The organism is Spirulina sp. CCY15215, from assembly GCF_016888125.1.
GTDB lineage: Bacteria > Cyanobacteriota > Cyanobacteriia > Cyanobacteriales > Spirulinaceae > CCY15215.
In genome coordinates, this window is the sequence record NZ_JACSWA010000426.1 from 1 (window position 1) to 17,585 (window position 17,585).

The window sequence follows — 17,585 nt, forward strand, 5'->3', positions numbered from 1 at the left end:
TGTTAAAAGTGCAATACAAAAGCACCCTAATTAAACAACTCCAAGGCGGTAGCGAAACTAATATAAAGCCGTCCTTATAGGACGGGGTTTCTACCCAATTTTTCTGATGAATTCTACCAATAAAAAAGTTAAAATCGTCGAACCTGCTGGGATTTTAGATGGAACAAAAGCCAGCCAATTTCGCAACGAGATCGGTGAAAGCGTCAAAAATGGAGGTGCCGAGATAATTTTGATCGATTTTAAGGATGTCACCTTTATGGACAGTTCAGGACTGGGTGCTTTAGTTCTCGCTCTTAAAACTGTGAGAGCAGCAAGTGCTTCTCTTTGTATTTGCTCCATTAACGAACAAATTTCTATGTTGTTTGAGTTAACTAGCATGGATCGAGTATTTAATATTTTTCCCGATCGCAAAGCGTTTGAAGCAAAATTACCAAATTTGTAAAGTAGCACTAATAAGACTACCGATTTTAAAAAGAGTCATTTTACAAGGAGTCAGATCGCAAAATCCTCTCTCGATCGTTCGGGAGAGGATTTTATTTTATAGACTACTCCAACAGCCAGCCAAATAGTGCCTCTACCGTGAGTTTAAAGTCCTTAGCAAAGGGAAGTACGGGAAGAACTTGGTGAGGTTCGTCAAAGAGTTTAACTTGTTGCTGGGGGCGATAAACTAAGACTGTTTCCTCTCTCGGATCGATTAGCCAACTCATTTGGGTTTGATGCTGCAAACAATAGAGAATATTTTTAATGACCCTAGTTTGACTTTGATCGGGAGAGAGAATTTCTATTGTCCAATCTGGAGATGCTCGAAAAACATTGGCAATTGTACCATCCTCATCGCGAGGAATTCTCTCCCAAACAAATATGCAACTATCTGGAACGATCGATCGCCCGCCAAAAGTACAGCGTAGTTCAGTAAAAACTCTGGCAACTTTAGCGGGCTTAAGAATAGCATTAATTGCGGCGGAGAGTTCACCTTGAATTACACTGTGTTTTCCTTGTGGCATTGGTTTTTGTATAATTGTCCCGTCGATGTATTCCCTAGCGGGTTTTGTTTCTGGGAGTTTGAGAAATTCTGCCAATGTTAGAGACTTGGGAATAGCTTGTACCATAAAGATAAATCTCCAATGCGATCGCGCTCTATGAACTATTCTAATTATAAATCAAAGTAAAACAAATTCTCAATATAAATATTAATGACAATTAACGAGCTTCTCAACCCTTGGCAAAAATTCGGTATTAATTTAGGATTAGAACGCATTGAATTTCTTCTAAATCGTTTAGGAAATCCCCATCATTGCGTCCCGATCGCCCATATTGCAGGAACAAATGGCAAAGGTTCAGTTTGTGCTTATTTATCTGCAACTTTAACCGTTGCTGGCTATAAAGTTGGTCGTTATACTTCTCCTCATTTAGTTAGTTGGACAGAACGAATCTGTATTAATGAACGAGAAATTGAGTCTCAACAATTAGAAGCAATAGTAAAAGAAGTCATTGCCGCGATCGCGCCAGAATTTCCCCCCACTCAATTTGAAATATTTACCGCCGCTACATGGCTTTATTTCGCCCGAGAAAATGTTGATATTGCCATCATGGAAGTCGGTTTAGGAGGGCGATTGGATGCAACCAATGTTTGTGATTCCCCTCTCGTTACTATCATTACATCTCTCAGTCGAGAACATTGGCAAATTTTAGGGGATACTGTAGCTGAAATTGCCAGAGAAAAAGCAGGAATTTTGAAACCAAATTGTCCGGCAATTATAGGTCAATTACCAAGAGAAGCAGAACCCGTTATTAAAGAAAGAATACAAACTTTAAATTGTCCGAGTATCTGGGTTAAACCCGCAGAGAGAATTGCAGAAAATCGAGCCAAATCTAACAAGATTGAATATGAATTACCTTTGCTGGGAGATGTCCAATTAATGAACTCCGCGATCGCGATCGCCGCACTCCAAGTCCTGCAACAAAAAGGCTGGCATATCTCTCAAGCATCCATCCAAATTGGCATCGCTCAAACACGCTGGTTAGGTCGCTTACAATGGACGCAATGGAAACAACAGAAAATCCTCATAGATGGCGCACATAACCCCGCAGCCGCTCAAATGCTACGTCAATATGTGGAAACATTGAATACTCCGATCGCCTGGGTTATTGGCATTTTAGCCAGCAAAGATCAAAAAGGAATTTTAGCCGCATTACTACGACCAGGCGATCGCCTATATCTCGTTCCCGTTCCCCATCAAGACTATACTGAACCCAAGCAATTAGAAACATTAGCAAAACAAATTTGCCCAGAATTACTGTTTTGTCAAACCTACTTCGACCTTTTTCCCGCACTGAATGAAGCAATAACTACAGATTATGGGGTGGTTTTAGGAGGCTCCTTATATTTAGTTGGCTATTATTTGCAGAAAATGCGATCGCACCGAGACGCTTCTAGCATAAATACTTACTAGATTGCGATCGAATCTTGAAGAAAGTCCGAAAAAATGAGAAAACTCGCAGAAAATCGAACAATTTCCGTAATTTGCCATATACTGAGTATCAAAACGAACTGTTATCCTTTTTAAAAATCATTTATTCCTTCTCAATTTTGGAGTGTCGGTCATGTCGTCTACCTTTCAATTCCGTCAAATCGGGACTCAATTCCGCAAATCTTTAACAAAAGTCAAAACAATCGGGCAAAGTTGCGCGATCGGTATTAGTGCCGGGCTGATCTTCGGGGGAATGCCCGCCGCAGCCACAGACATCATCAATATTAAATATCAAGAAACCGAAATTACCATTCCTACTGGCTTTCTAGTCAATTTTGCTCAAACGGGAGAACTTCCTTCTGAGGTTAACAGCTTTTTAGAGAATATCAGTGAGGATATACCCTCAATCTTAAAGAATTTCCTAACTCTAGAAATTCGCCTCAGCCCGACTTTTGTTCAGGATGTCCTCGGAAGTTCTATTGGTGACTTTGTTCTTTTACAGGTCAATAAAGCCGTTAACACGGGTCAAGTTGATGATAATCTTGTCGGTCTGAAGGATGCGATCGAACTCTCTCTCGCAGGAGATAACCGCATTTCCCTCTTAGAATTGGTGCAACGTTATCCTGTCGATACTCTCAATCTTGACTTGAGCGGGATGCAAACAGTTTACAATCAGGTTAGCAATTTTATGGTTCAGATCGAACCTGCTTTAAATATAGCAAGAAATCTACTTGAACCTTTGATTTGTGACTGCGATAAATTGGCAGTTGATTCAGAAGGAAATGTTATTTCCGTCGAAAGTGGTGCGACTCTCGTTTCCGCAGAAACGGTCGAGAATTGCCGTGATGCTATGACAAACCTGTTGGAAAAAGATTCCCAAACCACAACAGATAATACCCAAGCCGATCGCGACGATGCAGACGACGCAATTGTTACCGTCGAGACTCAAGCCAACATCGCCGAATAAGACAAACTCTAAACAAGATGGGACGCGATCGCCCTTTCGCGTCCCGATATTAAACCAGCACCTACCTGAATGCTAAAGGAAATTGCACCCATGTCTTTGTTATCGCGATCGCCACTAAAATCCCTAGCTCAAAAACTAGGTCAAAAAACAGTTAAAGTCTTCTCTGTGGGAGGGATGTGCCTCTTAGGAGCAGGAGCGAGCTTTCTCCTCGGTACTCCTCCCACCGAAGCCGCAGAACAAATTGTCGTTAGCTACGGTCCCATTCAGCAAAGTTTTAAGGTTAAAAACTTAGAAGCCTTTGTTGAAACTGGAGAAATTGCTCGAGACGTAAAAATGCTCGTTCGCTATTCCGGTCAAGACCCAGAAACATTACGACGGCTGATGTCCTCAGAACTCAGTGTTGACTTTCTCTTTTTGTACGATCTTTTAAGTACCCTACCCGCAGAATACGCACTTTTTGAGTTAGGAAATATCATTCACACAAAATCTCACCGTGCCAATATTCAGGCTCTACGTTCCGCGATCGTTATGTCTGCACGAGATGATAACAAAATTAGTCTTTTGGACTTTTTCCAAAACTATCCCCTCGAGTATATGTACATTGACGGACAAAACTTAGCTCGCGTAGCTTCAGATGTTAACGGTATTATCAAGAGTGTGAGCGAATTTCTTGAAGTTCCTGTCGCTGTTATGCGGGATCTTTTAGGACCTTTGCTCTGTGAATGCGATCGCTCAAGAGTTGGACAATAAAAAAGAAGAAAAAAAGAGAGGGAGAGAAGAGATGAAAATGCTTTTCCCCTCCCATCTTCCTTTTTTAGCGCTTTTGACGTGCCATCTTCAGGAAAGAATCCATACTGGCTCCCGGACGGCGCTTGGCTTGAGTTTTGGTATAAAGTAAATAATCGGGAGCAAAAGTTGAGCCTTCCTCTTCACTGTCTGCTTGGGCTAGAGTGGTCGGTTTTTCAACTGCTGCCTTAATCAGTTCGAGCGTATCGGATGTACTTGGGTAAACTGCTGCCGGTGCTTCGGGTTGAACGGTTTCTTCTAGAGCCACAGCCTTTTTTTTGCCCTTTTTCTGACTAGATTTTTTCGTTCCACCTTTACTGGTTTCAGCTTCTACCGCAGGAACATCTTCCGATTTTTCAGCTTCGGCTTCAACAGGTTCTGGCTTTTCTTCTGTAGGGGGAGCGGAAACAGTTGGTTCGTTAGCAGAAGATGGCGAGGACTCTTCTAAATAATAAGACTTTCCTTGCAGCATTTTTTTGATATAGCCAATCATGGTGAATTTCTCCTTGTTTATAAGTCTCGAACAACAGACAAATTAAGGCTTTTCCTCGAGGTGAGACGCTGGGAATCAGTAATTTACCCTCATCGTGCTTCTCAACGCTAAAAATTCAAAAAACGCAATAAATCTTATAGTGAGTTTCATTTCAGCGCGATCGCCGCGATCGAAGTTACTTCTAGCCCAAAAATCTCTTTAAATAAAGGTTTTGAGATATTTTTCCCGCATCTTCCAGGGGGCATTCCTTTAGACTTCGTTCATATTAATTAATATTCTATATGAAAATTAGTAATATTTTGTAAACTTTTGTAAAAGTATTTATACCTATTGAGAGAGGACAAAAAGAGATGACAAAATTAGTTTAATTGCTCCCGAAGTAAAGATTTAACCAAACTTACGGGTATCTCTTGGCGCTGTAGGTGTCGGGTATAGTCAGCACTCAGGTAAGATTCATACTGAGAATCCCCCGCAATGTAAGCGCCGAAAAATGCTAAACCGAGGGCTTTCATATAATCGCGAGCGATCGCCGGATCGGGACCGATGACACGAGGAGGCAGGGCAATGTCATCAGAAGAGATACCCAGGGTCGAAAAGTGAGTGCCACCTTTTAACAAAATAAGATATTTATGGAGTGTAACGAGAGCCGTAAAAGGTAAAATTTGTTCGGCTAATGCAGGAGCAACAGTATCAGCACTTCCCGTTACGATCGCCGTAGGAATTTGGATCGATCCCATACCTGCATCCCCAAAAACACTGCTGGTAATGGGATTAATCGCCATAACTGCCGCGATGCGATCGTCGTGCAAGGTGTATTTTTTACCTGCAAGAGTCTGTGCCGGACATTGCAGTAAAAGAGACAAATTCAGAGAATAATTCTTTAATTGACATTGTACCTCCAGTTGCGGAAAGTTTAACTCGGCTCCAGCGAGAGCCAGTGCCGTATAACCGCCAAAAGATTGACCGAGAACCCCGACGCGCTGTGAGTCCAGACGATGACCGTATTTTTCTGCCAGCCGATCGAGTAAAAATCGAATATCGAGGGGGCGATCGATGAATTCCCGAGGAGGACTGATATCTTGAACCAAGCCTTTTGCTAAGTTTTGTAACTGTTGAGAATTACTGCCGGAATGTTCGGGGACAGCAACGGCAAAACCATGAGAGGCAAGGTGTTGAGCGAGATAAGAGTATGTTTCGCGATCGGAGCCTAAACCGTGGGAAATAATAATTAAAGGGGAGAGTTCGAGATTGTTGCGATCAGGAAGATAGAGATCCGCAGGAAAAGCCCGATCGCGATCGCGATCGTTAAGAATAAGAGTTATTTTCTTGTAAGTAATCTCCCCAACTACTTGCAAATCTAGGGGGAAATCTCCCTGCACTGCATCGGTATTGGACACTTCCGACTCGATCGCCGCGATCGCCTTTTGAGTCATTTGAATAGATCGACTCGCTTGGTTCAGCAGATCGAAAGCAGAAGCAGAATTGAGCAAAATTTCAGAGGTGGGAAACTTTTTGATGATATTTAAAGGGGTAAGCCCTTTTTCATCAGCAGAGGCTAAAATTAGCGCCGATCGCAGAGCATAAAATCCCGACTCTCCCGATCGCGTTTGTACCACCTTGCCAAGGAGATTTAAAATGGCTTCTCCTTGGGTGGAATAGAAGAATTGCGACACCGCAACCGTATCGATTTCGGCTTTGGCTGAGAGGACTTCCCTGAGTTGTTGTCGTTGATTTTTATCCAAGCGAGAGGTAAAGTCATCTAAATCTGGCGCGATCGTTCCTGCTTCGGCATAGCGTTCTAGGGATTCTCGCCTTAAGGTAAATTCCAGAGGACCGTAACGCAAAATAATTTTTTCGGCACTATAGGCTGGCATTGCCAAGGCGATCGCCAGATTAAAAGCCGTCAAACCCAAACTTGTCAAGCAAAAAGAAGTCGGCGATCGTTTTTCCATTTTCTCTAAAGTAATGGCTAAATTTGATACTTGTCGATCAGGCATTTACGGTTTACTCTTGACGGTTTAACGATTACTAATAAAAAAATGAGCGTTAAGAGTTTACAGGGAAGAGACTTACTCGAGTTAGCAGATTTGAGCGCTGCGGAACTGAAAAATTTACTCCAATTTGCCGCCGATCTCAAAAGTGGCATTAAAAAACCAACCTGCCGAAAAGTATTAGGATTGCTGTTCTACAAGGCTTCGACCCGCACTCGCGTTAGTTTTTCAACGGCTATCTATCAACTGGGGGGTCAAGTGATCGATCTCAACCCCAAAGTAACCCAGGTGGGACGCGGTGAACCCATTTCCGACACTGCCAGAGTTTTAGACCGCTATCTTGATATTTTAGCCGTTCGCACCTTCAAACAAGAAGATTTAGAAACCTTTGCCCATTACGCCAAAATCCCCGTTATTAACGCCCTGACAGATTTAGAGCATCCCTGTCAAATTCTAGCGGATCTGCTCACGATCCAAGAGTGTTTTGGCCAACTATCGGGAAAAACCATCGCCTACTTAGGAGATGGCAATAATGTCGTTCATTCTTTACTGTTGGGATGTGCCTTATCTGGGGTCAGTATTCGCATTGCTACTCCAGCCGATTATCAACCCGATCGCGCCATTGTTGAGAAAGGTAAAGCAATTGCTATTGATGGGGCAGAAATTATTGTCACCTCAGATCCCGTCGCTGCGGTTGAAGGGGTTCATGCTCTTTATACTGATGTTTGGGCGAGTATGGGACAGGAAGATTTGGCCGAAGAACGTATTCCCATCTTTCAACCCTACCAAATTAATTCCACTCTCTTGAGTCATGCCGATCCCGAGGCGATCGTCTTGCACTGTTTACCGGCACATCGCGGGGAAGAAATTACCGACGAGGCGATCGAAGGAAAACAGTCTCGAGTCTGGGATCAAGCTGAAAATCGGATGCACGCACAAAAAGCATTGATGGCCAGTTTATTGGGAACAGATTAGGCACAAAGGAAGAAGAATGAAGAAAGAATAAATAATTTTCCTTTCTTCCTTCCTTTCTTCTCCTATTACCGATTACCTAATCAAGTTTATCTTTCAAACTAACTGCTGTTTTTCCTGTTAATAACCACAAAAATGCTCGTCCCCCATCCCGCGCCGTTTTAGACAATGGTTCTGGTTTTCCTGCTGACTCCACAACTATTGGTTTGAGAATAATTCCTCGACTACCAAACACAATTTCTCCGACAATTCTGGCCCGGCGCATATGGTTTTTTGACGTGACTAAATAAACGCTTTTAACTCCTGCCATCTGTAATTGATCTACTGATGTCGTAAAATTGGTGACAGTATCCTGTGCCGTATAATCGAGGTGAATGCGATCGCCTTCTATTCCGGCTTTATCAAATACACCTCGCACATATCCTTCTGGACTTCCCGAAGATACCCAGATATCTAATTCGGGATTGTCTTTTGCTAATTCTGCGGCTTCCCACTCTCGTTTTTCCAGTCCTCCTAACACAAAAACATCATCGGGTTGTACCAAGACGCTTTGTAATTCTTTATAAGCAAAAAAAAGCGCAACAATTAAGGCAGGAAGTAACCAAAAAAACGATCGCCTTTTACCCTGTTGACAAGAAGTTGTACTGGGAAAAAACTGATGAGATGTAAACTTTAAAACCATTATCAGTTATCAGTTATCAGTGACTAATATTGATAAAAACAGGATTGATAAGAACAGGATTGATAAGAACGGGACTGGCCGGATTCGAACCGGCGACCTAGCGCTTCAGATTGGTGTGAGTTTCCCCACTCTCTGGACTATTCCTTCATCTTAGGTGTTTTTTCGCACCCTTAGATGGTAGCCGTTGTGTTGTAGGAGGTTTCAATTTTATAGAGCATACTGGGGTGAATATAAGGCCGAAGAAATGTACAAAATTGCTTTCCAGCTTTTGTTCCTAAGCGCAAACGATAAAAATTTCTCGTTTTACTTAATCCCCAGTGAATATCCCAAACTTCCGCAAAATAAGCTGTAATTATTTCACTTTCTATTTGAGATGTGCGGGTATTCAGGAAAATTTCTAAGGCACAAATGCGATCGCCTCTTCTTTTGAAAGATTTTGAGCCTTTATCCATGAACCAGATTGCTATTCCTTGAGGAGTCAAAAAATCAAGAAATTTGCGTGAAATTTTTTGACTTTGATTTTCTTCTCGGTACAGCCGTTTGATTAATATCCTCGTTAAAGGAATCAATTTAGGTTCGATGCGGAGGGCGATTTTTCCTGTTTTTAAGCTCTTGCGATCGCAAGATACAGGTTTCCGCGTAATGCCTTCGAGGAGACTTTTCTTAAACAGAAGATATTCCTCTTGTGGGAGAGAATGTTGAATGAAAAAATTATCGCCATTTTTTCTTCCCCATCCCAACAGCATTCCCGCTAAAATTCCCCGTTGCTCTTTTTTTGATGAGGCATTAAAGTCCATCTCCTTTAACTCTCTACAACCAGTCTCTGCACCTTCCGAAGAAATGAAGAATTTCCCCGACTTGGCTCAAGATTACCCTATTCCTTAAGGAACTTAGGCTTCCTTGAGTTTGACTACATTCACATCTGAAGTTTCCCTCAGACTGCCCGACAGTTCAGGAGGCGCTTGCTCTATCCTACTGAGCCACAGCCCCTTATCAGCGCGATCGCAACCCAAGGGGTGCAACCGCTTCTCCCAAAGTTCAGATTCATTGAGAGAATTAGTGCATATTCTAGCAGGACTTTTGGATTTTCTGTTAGAAATTCTTCGGAAAAATCGACGAAACCCTTGCCTTATGCTATGTTAAGGAAACAATAATCACGGCAAATCGACCATGTATGGAGCTAAAAAGCCACAACCTGATTCAGAGAATGAAGTTTGGAAATACCATCTCGATCGCTTTGCTGACGAGTATCGACATCAATTAGCTGCTTTGAGTTGGGGACTGCATTTACAAAACCCCGCCAGCAAGGAAACCTTGGGTTTAGATTTACAACCCACCCCGCATTTTGTCTTTTGTTCCCAGGAAGCGCTGGAAACCTTCAATCGCAATACAGACAACCAAATGCAGGAGGCGATCGGCTTGATTGATGCCCATAAACCCGAAACAGAGGTGCTGATTATCGCCATTGGTACGGGTCAAATTAAGCTCCTCTACTTTGAACCGGATATACCTCCTCCCATCTGTTTTGAGCGATCGCAGGAGACAACAGAGGCTCTTATCCCACAACTTGAGGAACATCTAAAAACTATACTGGAGAAAGCCGACTCTCCTTGAGAAAGAATTGTAGGCAGTTTATGGGGAATGCGATCGAGATCGCGACTAAAGGCGATCGAACTCTCAGACAAACCCTAGCTCTCTTGTTATCCTCCCTAAATTAGACTCGGTATAAATTCGGATAGTCTCGGTTTTATCGATATAATTAAACCAAAACCAACCTAAAATCTACCAAAAACCTTGATAGCAGAGATTGAAACTCGATACTGGTAGCAAGTTTTCCCAAATTATTCCTGACCTGACCTTGTTTGCCATGCAACTTGTAATTAGAGTATCCTAGCCCATCTCAATCGAGCGATCGCTGATCCCCAGCCAAGTCAAGTCACCCATTATTTGACCGTTTAACCCCCCATCAACATTACCTATGGCCAACCAATCCAATCGATTCACAATTAACTTTTGGGGAGTTCGCGGAAGCATTCCCTGTCCAGGTGTAGAAACTGTCCGTTATGGCGGTAATACCCCTTGTATTGAAATGGTCGTTGGCAGCGAACGCTTGATCTTTGATGGCGGTACGGGATTGCGAGTTTTGGGTCAATCGCTGCTGCGACAAATGCCCATAGAGGCACAGATCTTTTTTACCCATTCTCATTGGGATCACATTCAAGGATTTCCTTTTTTCACCCCTGCTTTTATTAAGGGAAATCGCTTTAATATTTATGGTGCTGTAGCCCCCAATGGTTCGACCATTAAGCAGCGCCATCACGACCAAATGTTACATCCTAATTTTCCTGTTCCCTTGCAAATCATGCAGGCAGAATTACAATTCTACGATTTGGATATTGGCGAAAAATTACTGATTGGGGAAGTGCTAGTTGAAAATGCTAAACTCAATCATCCAGGGGAGGCGATCGGATATCGCGTCAGTTGGCAAGGATTAACGGTAGCTTATGTCACCGATACGGAACATTTCCCCGATCGCCTTGATGAAAATGTACTGCACTTAGCTGAGAACGCTGATGTTCTCATTATTGATGCAACCTATACAGACGCAGAATACTACGATAAAAAGACGAGTAAAGTAGGTTGGGGACATTCAACTTGGCAAGAAGCTGTTAAAATTGCTCGTACTGCCAAAGTTAAGAAATTAGTCATCTTTCATCACGATCCCCTACACAATGATGATTTTTTAGATACTGTGAGCAAAGAGGTTGCAGCCGCTTATCCAGGGGCGATTTTAGCCCGGGAAGGCGAGTCCATTGAATTGATTCCCCTTGCCAAAAACCTACAGATGATTAGTTGATAGTTGATAGTTAATTAGATTACACTTATTTAATGATTTAATTGCCGCAATAGACAATCAAATCGATTTCTACGTCGCCCATTCCCGCTAAACCGACAACTCCTATTGTTGTTCGGCAGGGCATTTTTCCATCCTGAAAATAGGATGAATATATTTTATTAACGGTATCAAAATAGCGCATATCGGTAATAAAAACTCGCGCCATTACCGCTTTATCTAAACTTGTTCCTGCTTCCGCTAAAACTAACTTTAAATTTTCCATCACCTGTCTTACTTGCTCTGCGATCGCGTCAATCAACATCTCTCCCGTGTCTGGATCTTCTGAAAGTTGACCTGTCACAAACAGAAAATCTCCCGCGCGAATAGCATGGGGAAACGAGCCAAATAAAGGCAATTTTCCATCCTGAAGGATGATTCTCTCAAACATTATTCACATCTTCCTATTGACAATTATAATTAACATTACCATTCCCGTACCTCAGACAATTTTACGGCAATTCCCGTTTTATTGACCACAATGGCATCAGCGCGACCATTCCCAGTAATATCAGCAAAATCAGTACTGACGTTACCATAATAAATTCCTTGGATCCAGGTTTCATTCGGTGCAAATGCTGAACCGGTAGACCGTCTTATGGTTACGCCATCTCGATTAACCACAATAGCATCAGCCTTACCATCTCCCGTTACATCGGCAAAAAAAGCACCAATTTCACCAACATAAGCATTATCCGTCCAAGTTTCCTTCATGCCAAACCGATCGCCCCGCGATCGCTGCACACTAATGCCCGTATTCTTAACAATAATGGCATCGGCGCGACCATCTCCGGTTACATCTGCAAAATATATGCCGCGATCGCCAGCATATTCCCCCTCAACCCAAGTTTCATTGGCTAAAAATTTAGTTCCTGTCGATCGCCCCACACCAATGCCATTATCATTGACGACAATAGCATCGGCTTTACCATCTCCCGTTACATCCGCAAAAAATGTCCCTTTTGTGCCGTAATAAGGACTACCGACCCAAGTTTGAGGGGGGGCAAAATCTGATAATGTTGCTAGACTGACTCCAATGCCACTGTTATTGACAATAATGGCATCGGCGCGACCATCCCCCGTAACATCGGTAAAGAAATTTCCCTTTTCTCCTACATAAGCACGATTAAGCCAAGGTTCAACCTCGGCAAAACTATACCCAGTAGAACGCCTGATCGTAATACCCCTATCATTAACGGCGATCGCATCAGCACGACCATCCCCCGTAACATCGGCAAAAAAGATACCGCGTTCGCCATAATAAGGGCTATCCAACCAAGATTGTGTATTGCCAAATTGAGCGAGTTTTACTCCCAATATACTCAAAACGGCAACCCCAACAACAACAACGGCAGCAACTTTATAATTGATTTTCATGGGTCAAAGCCGTGCTACGAGAAAATATAGTACGAATGAATGCGAGGATGCAATTTTTCTGCAACGGGTTTGCCCTCGTGCAGATGTTGTTGGACAATGCGAGGTATATCTTCTGGGGAAAGGCGACAGTACCATGTTTCTTCGGGAATAATGCGGACATTAGGAGCCATATTACATTGTCCCAAACAATCCGACGCAACAACTTCAACATTATCAGGGAGATCCGCAGCTTGAAAGGCTTCTAACAATGCTTTTGCGCCTCGAGCCAGACAGGTACAATTCTGACAAACGAGAACAGTGCGTTGCTTTTGTGAGGAGTTCATTTTTGCTTAATTTAACAGTTTCCTTGTTCTTGTTCGCACGCTCCAATACTAACCCAACTGCTTGACCCATCTGCCCAATGCTCTTTTTTCCAAATGGGGGCATTATGTTTTAAAGTATCGATCGCATGACGACAAGCTGCAAAGGCTTCGGCACGATGAGGACAACCCACAGCAACTAAAACGCTTATTTCGCCTACTTTTAAGCGTCCGATGCGATGATGGATAACAATACGATTGGTATCCGGCCAAGTTTGGCGAATATCCGTAGCAATTTGTTGAAAAATTGCGATCGCCATTGGCTCATAAGCCTGATATTCTAGGAGCGTAACCGGTTGTCCGTCGGTGCGATCGCGCACTGTACCGCTCATGACGACAATGGCACCATTAGCAGCACTATCAGCCAAATGATAAACATTTTCGAGAGAGAGAGGGGCAAAAGTTATTTTTAAGCTATCTTCTGCGCGATCGCCCGCGATCGTCTGACTCGGGATAGACTGGGAATCAAAGACAAGACTCATAGCAAATGATCGTTGAGATGGGACTGATAACTTGTGCCTTGTTACGTTCTTCTATTCTAACAACGATCGAGAGATTAGATTCAATCAACAGCATTCAATGAATGGAGCAATGCAGCGTTATAAAACACTCAAAAAATTGGGAGAATGTCCCGATCAGAACACAGTTACATTTCTGGCATTAGATACCATTACCCAGAAAACAGTTGTTGTGAAAAAAATTAATTTATCAACAACAGAAGCAAACAACATTCTCATTAAACAATATCAGGACAGGGTTACAAGTTTACAAGAGCTAAAACATCCAGGGATTCCCCATTATCTTCATACTTATAAGGATGCAGATTCATTTTATGTTGTTCGAGAATACCTCGAACTCGGTTCTCTTGCTGAAATTGGAACGATCTCTTCGGATAACCTCAAAAAAATTATTCTTTCTCTCCTTGATATTTTAATTTATTTACAAAAGAAAGTTCCTCATGTTTTGCATCAAAACCTGAAACCGGAAAATATTTTTATCGATTCTCATTTTACGGTCTATCTCGTAGATTTTAAAATTACTGATCGCCTCCCTCATGAAATAGATGGGAATATTGGTTTTCTATCTCCGGAACAAAGAAGAGGACAAAAAAGTAGTAAATCAACAGATTTGTATAGTACTGGTGCTACAATCCTTTGTATTTTAACGAATACAAAATCCCAGAATATTACCCGACTTATTAATCAAGAAAATCGCTTTGTTTTCCGAGATAGATTGATTCATCTAAACTCAGATTTTTTGGATTGGCTTGAGAAAATGGTTAAGCTAAATCCCCAAGATCGCCATCTCTCAGCTATTAAAGCTAAAGCAATTTTCAAACAAATCTCCATTGAAAAAATACAAGAAGTTGTTTTGAAACATCCAGGCTTAATTTTTAAGTCTACAAAAATCAAAGAAAAACTAACTAAAACTCTCAGAGTTAAACGTTCACTTCCGACTTCAGTACAGGAAGGAATTTGGGAAGTTGCTCCCCATCCAGGGGATTTTGCAGCAACTCCTCGCGCTCATCCTTGGATTTCCATCACTCCTTCTCATTTTCATCGCTCTCAATCAAATTACAAGGTGATAATTGATACAAACTATTTGATTTTAGGACAACTTTACGAACGTTATCTAGTCTTACACACTTTTTCTCCTCAAGAAATAAAATATCTCATTCCTTTGCAAGTTAGAACCGCTAATATTGAGCAAGATTCTCGGCAAACGGCTGCACTTTTTCCTTCACCGAGACAGTTGTTTTTTCCAGCTTCAACAGCAAAACAAAAACAATCTTACGATCTCTCAGAAGACGAGATACAATTAGCACTGACTCGCTACGGGACTCCAACTTGGACAGAAGAAGATTTTCAAAACTTGCTGAAGAAATTGGGAGAAGCGGGATATGGTTGGTTGACCAGTGAAGGAATTTATCAACAATTGGAGAAGATGAAAGAGAGCTTTCCCTCTCATAATCCCTAAACAATAGGAACTTATTCTTTATTTCGCCAAATCCAGAGAAAATTGGTCAGCATATTAACAAAAACAGAAAAAGTTGTGGCAATAACTGGTGCAATAATAACTTCCCAAGTGTCGAGGATGAATGGCACTATCGTAATTTGCTCGATATCCACACCGTAAACGAGAAAATTGTAGATTCCAGTCCAAACAATAAAAGAACCGGCGATCGCGATATGATACTCCCCAAATCGCTTCCAAGTGGGACGAGGAAAACCAAATACCCAGCGATCGTTGATGAAAAAGCGCAAAATATTGGCAAACTCCGAAGTCGTCAAAGCAGCAAACCATGCGGGCAGATGAAACAGTTCGATCGCAAAATAGAGGAGAGGAATATTTAAACCCATAAAGGCCAAACCAACGATCCACCAGCGAACCATTGTATTATTTATCAGGGTTTTGGGGGAAAGGTTTTTCAGTTTGGCAAGCACGATCGCATAAAAGGTCAACAACTTAAAGTATCTTAATGGTTTGTGGGCAGTTTCCGATTTGGAGTAGCAATTGCAGCAATTCCTGCCACCTGAATTCCTTGCTCAACGAGGACTTTCGCCCCTGCTTTTAATGTATTTCCCGTGGTGCAAATATCATCCACCAGTAAAATCGGTAACTGGGGTCTTCTCTTTTGGAAGTCCTTCCCCAAGGCAAAGGCATCTTGCATCATTAATTCCCGCTCTTGAGGATTGAGGTCAAATAAGGGTTTTGTGTCTTTAATGCGTTGTAGACCTTGAGATTTTAACGAAAAACCCGTCTGACGGCAAAAACTGCGAGCGATTAATTCAGCCTGATCGAATCCTCTTTTTTGACGCTTTTCGGGGTTCATGGGTAGGGGAACAACGATCGCTTTGGGTAAAATAGAGGCACTATTGAGCCAAACTCGACCAAGTTCCTCTCCGAGAAGTTCCGCAATTTGAGGCTTATTTTCGTATTTCATGACGGCGATCGCCCTTTTGAGAACTCCCCCATAATGACCCCAAATAAAAAGCGGCGATTCTCCTTGCCAAGAGGCCGCGGGTTTGGCGACTTGACACCGTTGTAGTTGCCTGTGGCAGGCTTTACAAAGGATATCTTCTGCCGGGCGATCGCACAAAGGACAAGCATCTGCCAAAAATAAAGACCGGAAATTTTTCAACCAAGCAAAATGCACCTCGATCTCTCCCCTCGTACTGATGTATATGGAAAACCGCCTTGGGTTACAATGCTGAAGATAAAATATTGTTCGCTATTACACCATTAAACCCATGACTTCCGCAAATCCGGATAACAAGCACAAGGATAAAACACTTTCGGCAATGAAAAGTTTTTCAGAAAAATATGCTAAAAATACAGATACTTATTTTTGTATCGATCCGTCGGTAACAGCAGTAGTTATTGAAGGATTGGCAAAGCATAAAGATGAGTTGGGTTCCCCCTTGTGTCCCTGTCGTCACTACGAAGATAAGGAAGCAGAAGTCAAAGTAGCATTTTGGAATTGTCCCTGCGTACCCATGCGAGAACGCAAAGAATGCCATTGTATGTTATTCCTGAAACCAGAAGATGATTTTGTGGGGGATAAACAAGATATTGAGATAGAAGAGATTCTCAAAGTTCGGGAAAGTCTTACAGGGTCTTAATTAATCACCAGTTCTGAATTCTTAAATGACTCGTCAAGCATTTTTACAAGGGGTTGAGGAGTTCAATCGTCAAGAGTTTTATGCCTGTCACGATACCTTAGAAGCGCTTTGGATGGAAGCCTCGGAACCGTGCAGACAGTTTTATCAGGGAATTTTACAAATTGCTGTCGCTTGCTATCATTTGGAGAACTGTAACTGGCGAGGTGCAGTAACATTGTTAGGAGAGGGAACACGGCGTATTCGAGACTATCGACCAGACTACGAAGGAATCAATGTGACGCGACTGTTTGAGGAAAGCTGGGAACTCCTCAACAGTCTCCAACACATCTCTCCCGAGGCGATCGCCTCTTTTCGAGAAGAAGTCCTTCATTCTCAAGCCGACTCTCCCAGTTTTCCCAAAATTATCTCGATTTGAGCAACTCTAGGAAACTTGCCCGATTCCCCGAACGTCTCTTTTTCATGAGCAATGAATGATTATCAATTATCAATAACGTTATTTTCTTTATCTTCCCATGTTTGCCGTTATCAATCCCAAAAATCTTAACTCGCGCCGACTTTGGGGAATGGCGATCGCCCTTCCTCTCTTGGTTGTCGGAGGCAGTTTTTCCTTCGTGCAAAATGCGCGATCGGTAAAAGCACAGGAAGTCGGACGACAAATGGTCGTGCGATCGGATATTCAAGAAGCAAACCGTAGCACGGGAGTCATGACGGCTCGGGGTAATGTTCGCATTGATTATCCCGCTAGGCAAATGCAAGCAACTTCCGCTCAAGCACAATATTTTACCAATGACGGGGTAATCGTCCTCACAGGGAACGTTCACGTCCTCCAGGAAGGCAATAGTACGAGAGGAGAGGTTATTACCTATTACGTTGAAGAAGGGCGGGTTGTAGCGACTCCTCGAGCCGATAGCCAAGTTGAGTCAATTTATTACGTTTCCGATCCCGATGCTCCCACTTCTCCCGCTAAAGAA

Annotated in this window: 21 protein-coding genes and 1 pseudogene; 11 read left to right on the top strand and 11 right to left on the bottom strand. The window is 42.5% G+C overall.

Annotated features, from left to right (window positions below; all coding sequences use genetic code 11):
• The first annotated feature begins 106 nt into the window (after positions 1 to 106).
• Positions 107 to 442 (top strand): STAS domain-containing protein, encoded by a 336-nt coding sequence (locus JUI58_RS12425; RefSeq protein WP_204104108.1) that lies wholly within the window; start codon positions 107 to 109, stop codon positions 440 to 442.
• A 103-nt stretch (positions 443 to 545) separates the two neighbouring features.
• Here JUI58_RS12425 and JUI58_RS12430 read toward each other — a convergent pair whose 3' ends face one another.
• Positions 546 to 1,109 (bottom strand): Uma2 family endonuclease, encoded by a 564-nt coding sequence (locus tag JUI58_RS12430; protein WP_204104109.1) that lies wholly within the window; start codon positions 1,107 to 1,109, stop codon positions 546 to 548.
• An 84-nt stretch (positions 1,110 to 1,193) separates the two neighbouring features.
• Between JUI58_RS12430 and JUI58_RS12435 the strand changes: the two genes are divergently transcribed.
• From JUI58_RS12435 to JUI58_RS12445, 3 genes are all read left to right on the top strand, one after another.
• Positions 1,194 to 2,453 carry a folylpolyglutamate synthase/dihydrofolate synthase family protein gene (locus JUI58_RS12435; protein WP_204104110.1) on the top strand — a complete coding sequence of 420 codons (1,260 nt, stop codon included), beginning with the start codon at positions 1,194 to 1,196 and terminating at the stop codon, positions 2,451 to 2,453.
• Between the two features lie 151 nt (positions 2,454 to 2,604).
• Complete coding sequence (locus tag JUI58_RS12440) at positions 2,605 to 3,438, top strand: alpha/beta hydrolase (protein WP_204104111.1); 834 nt, start codon at positions 2,605 to 2,607, stop codon at positions 3,436 to 3,438.
• A gap of 90 nt (positions 3,439 to 3,528) precedes the next feature.
• Entirely contained in the window at positions 3,529 to 4,188 is a 660-nt protein-coding gene (locus tag JUI58_RS12445; RefSeq protein ID WP_204104112.1) for an alpha/beta hydrolase, read from the top strand.
• 64 nt (positions 4,189 to 4,252) lie between these two features.
• Here JUI58_RS12445 and JUI58_RS12450 read toward each other — a convergent pair whose 3' ends face one another.
• Positions 4,253 to 4,717 carry a hypothetical protein gene (locus tag JUI58_RS12450; RefSeq protein WP_204104113.1) on the bottom strand — a complete coding sequence of 155 codons (465 nt, stop codon included), beginning with the start codon at positions 4,715 to 4,717 and terminating at the stop codon, positions 4,253 to 4,255.
• 359 nt (positions 4,718 to 5,076) lie between these two features.
• Complete coding sequence (locus JUI58_RS12455) at positions 5,077 to 6,714, bottom strand: alpha/beta hydrolase (protein WP_204104114.1); 1,638 nt, start codon at positions 6,712 to 6,714, stop codon at positions 5,077 to 5,079.
• Between the two features lie 42 nt (positions 6,715 to 6,756).
• Here JUI58_RS12455 and argF point away from each other — a divergent pair, with 42 nt between their 5' ends.
• Complete coding sequence (argF, locus tag JUI58_RS12460; protein ID WP_204104115.1) at positions 6,757 to 7,683, top strand: ornithine carbamoyltransferase; 927 nt, start codon at positions 6,757 to 6,759, stop codon at positions 7,681 to 7,683.
• A gap of 76 nt (positions 7,684 to 7,759) precedes the next feature.
• Here the strand turns inward: argF and JUI58_RS12465 are convergent, their stop codons facing one another.
• Positions 7,760 to 8,362 (bottom strand): YdcF family protein, encoded by a 603-nt coding sequence (locus JUI58_RS12465; protein ID WP_204104116.1) that lies wholly within the window; start codon positions 8,360 to 8,362, stop codon positions 7,760 to 7,762.
• A gap of 170 nt (positions 8,363 to 8,532) precedes the next feature.
• On the bottom strand, positions 8,533 to 9,159 hold the full coding sequence (locus tag JUI58_RS12470) for a DNA endonuclease (protein ID WP_204104117.1): 627 nt from the start codon (positions 9,157 to 9,159) through the stop codon (positions 8,533 to 8,535).
• Positions 9,160 to 9,532: 373 nt separating this feature from the next.
• Between JUI58_RS12470 and JUI58_RS12475 the strand changes: the two genes are divergently transcribed.
• Both JUI58_RS12475 and JUI58_RS12480 read left to right on the top strand, forming a co-directional pair.
• Positions 9,533 to 9,976, top strand: a complete 444-nt coding sequence (locus JUI58_RS12475; protein WP_204104118.1) for a hypothetical protein — start codon at positions 9,533 to 9,535, stop codon at positions 9,974 to 9,976.
• A 364-nt stretch (positions 9,977 to 10,340) separates the two neighbouring features.
• Positions 10,341 to 11,219, top strand: a complete 879-nt coding sequence (locus JUI58_RS12480; RefSeq protein ID WP_204104119.1) for an MBL fold metallo-hydrolase — start codon at positions 10,341 to 10,343, stop codon at positions 11,217 to 11,219.
• A gap of 37 nt (positions 11,220 to 11,256) precedes the next feature.
• Here the strand turns inward: JUI58_RS12480 and JUI58_RS12485 are convergent, their stop codons facing one another.
• Genes JUI58_RS12485 through JUI58_RS12500 form a run of 4 tightly spaced genes read right to left on the bottom strand, consistent with a single transcriptional unit; the run spans position 11,257 to position 13,473 of the window.
• Complete coding sequence (locus JUI58_RS12485) at positions 11,257 to 11,646, bottom strand: RidA family protein (RefSeq protein ID WP_204104120.1); 390 nt, start codon at positions 11,644 to 11,646, stop codon at positions 11,257 to 11,259.
• 35 nt (positions 11,647 to 11,681) lie between these two features.
• A complete protein-coding gene (locus JUI58_RS12490; protein WP_204104121.1) occupies positions 11,682 to 12,632 on the bottom strand; it encodes a VCBS repeat-containing protein in 951 nt (316 codons plus the stop codon).
• Positions 12,633 to 12,646: 14 nt separating this feature from the next.
• Positions 12,647 to 12,955, bottom strand: coding sequence for a (2Fe-2S) ferredoxin domain-containing protein (locus tag JUI58_RS12495; protein ID WP_204104122.1), 309 nt, complete (start codon positions 12,953 to 12,955; stop codon positions 12,647 to 12,649).
• 11 nt (positions 12,956 to 12,966) lie between these two features.
• A complete protein-coding gene (locus JUI58_RS12500) occupies positions 12,967 to 13,473 on the bottom strand; it encodes a molybdenum cofactor biosynthesis protein MoaE (RefSeq protein ID WP_204104123.1) in 507 nt (168 codons plus the stop codon).
• 97 nt (positions 13,474 to 13,570) lie between these two features.
• Between JUI58_RS12500 and JUI58_RS12505 the strand changes: the two genes are divergently transcribed.
• Complete coding sequence (locus JUI58_RS12505; protein WP_204104124.1) at positions 13,571 to 14,968, top strand: protein kinase; 1,398 nt, start codon at positions 13,571 to 13,573, stop codon at positions 14,966 to 14,968.
• A gap of 11 nt (positions 14,969 to 14,979) precedes the next feature.
• On the opposite strand, the gene JUI58_RS12510 is transcribed toward JUI58_RS12505, so the two are convergent.
• Both JUI58_RS12510 and JUI58_RS12515 read right to left on the bottom strand, forming a co-directional pair.
• A complete protein-coding gene (locus JUI58_RS12510) occupies positions 14,980 to 15,456 on the bottom strand; it encodes a GtrA family protein (protein WP_204104125.1) in 477 nt (158 codons plus the stop codon).
• An 11-nt stretch (positions 15,457 to 15,467) separates the two neighbouring features.
• Complete coding sequence (locus tag JUI58_RS12515) at positions 15,468 to 16,148, bottom strand: ComF family protein (protein ID WP_348539882.1); 681 nt, start codon at positions 16,146 to 16,148, stop codon at positions 15,468 to 15,470.
• Between the two features lie 94 nt (positions 16,149 to 16,242).
• Between JUI58_RS12515 and JUI58_RS12520 the strand changes: the two genes are divergently transcribed.
• From JUI58_RS12520 to JUI58_RS27745, 3 genes and pseudogenes are all read left to right on the top strand, one after another.
• Complete coding sequence (locus tag JUI58_RS12520; protein WP_204104126.1) at positions 16,243 to 16,614, top strand: ferredoxin-thioredoxin reductase catalytic domain-containing protein; 372 nt, start codon at positions 16,243 to 16,245, stop codon at positions 16,612 to 16,614.
• A gap of 25 nt (positions 16,615 to 16,639) precedes the next feature.
• Complete coding sequence (locus tag JUI58_RS12525; protein WP_204104127.1) at positions 16,640 to 17,029, top strand: DUF309 domain-containing protein; 390 nt, start codon at positions 16,640 to 16,642, stop codon at positions 17,027 to 17,029.
• A gap of 148 nt (positions 17,030 to 17,177) precedes the next feature.
• A pseudogene (locus JUI58_RS27745) lies at positions 17,178 to 17,561 on the top strand (LptA/OstA family protein); the annotation flags it as partial.
• Positions 17,562 to 17,585: the final 24 nt, after the last annotated feature.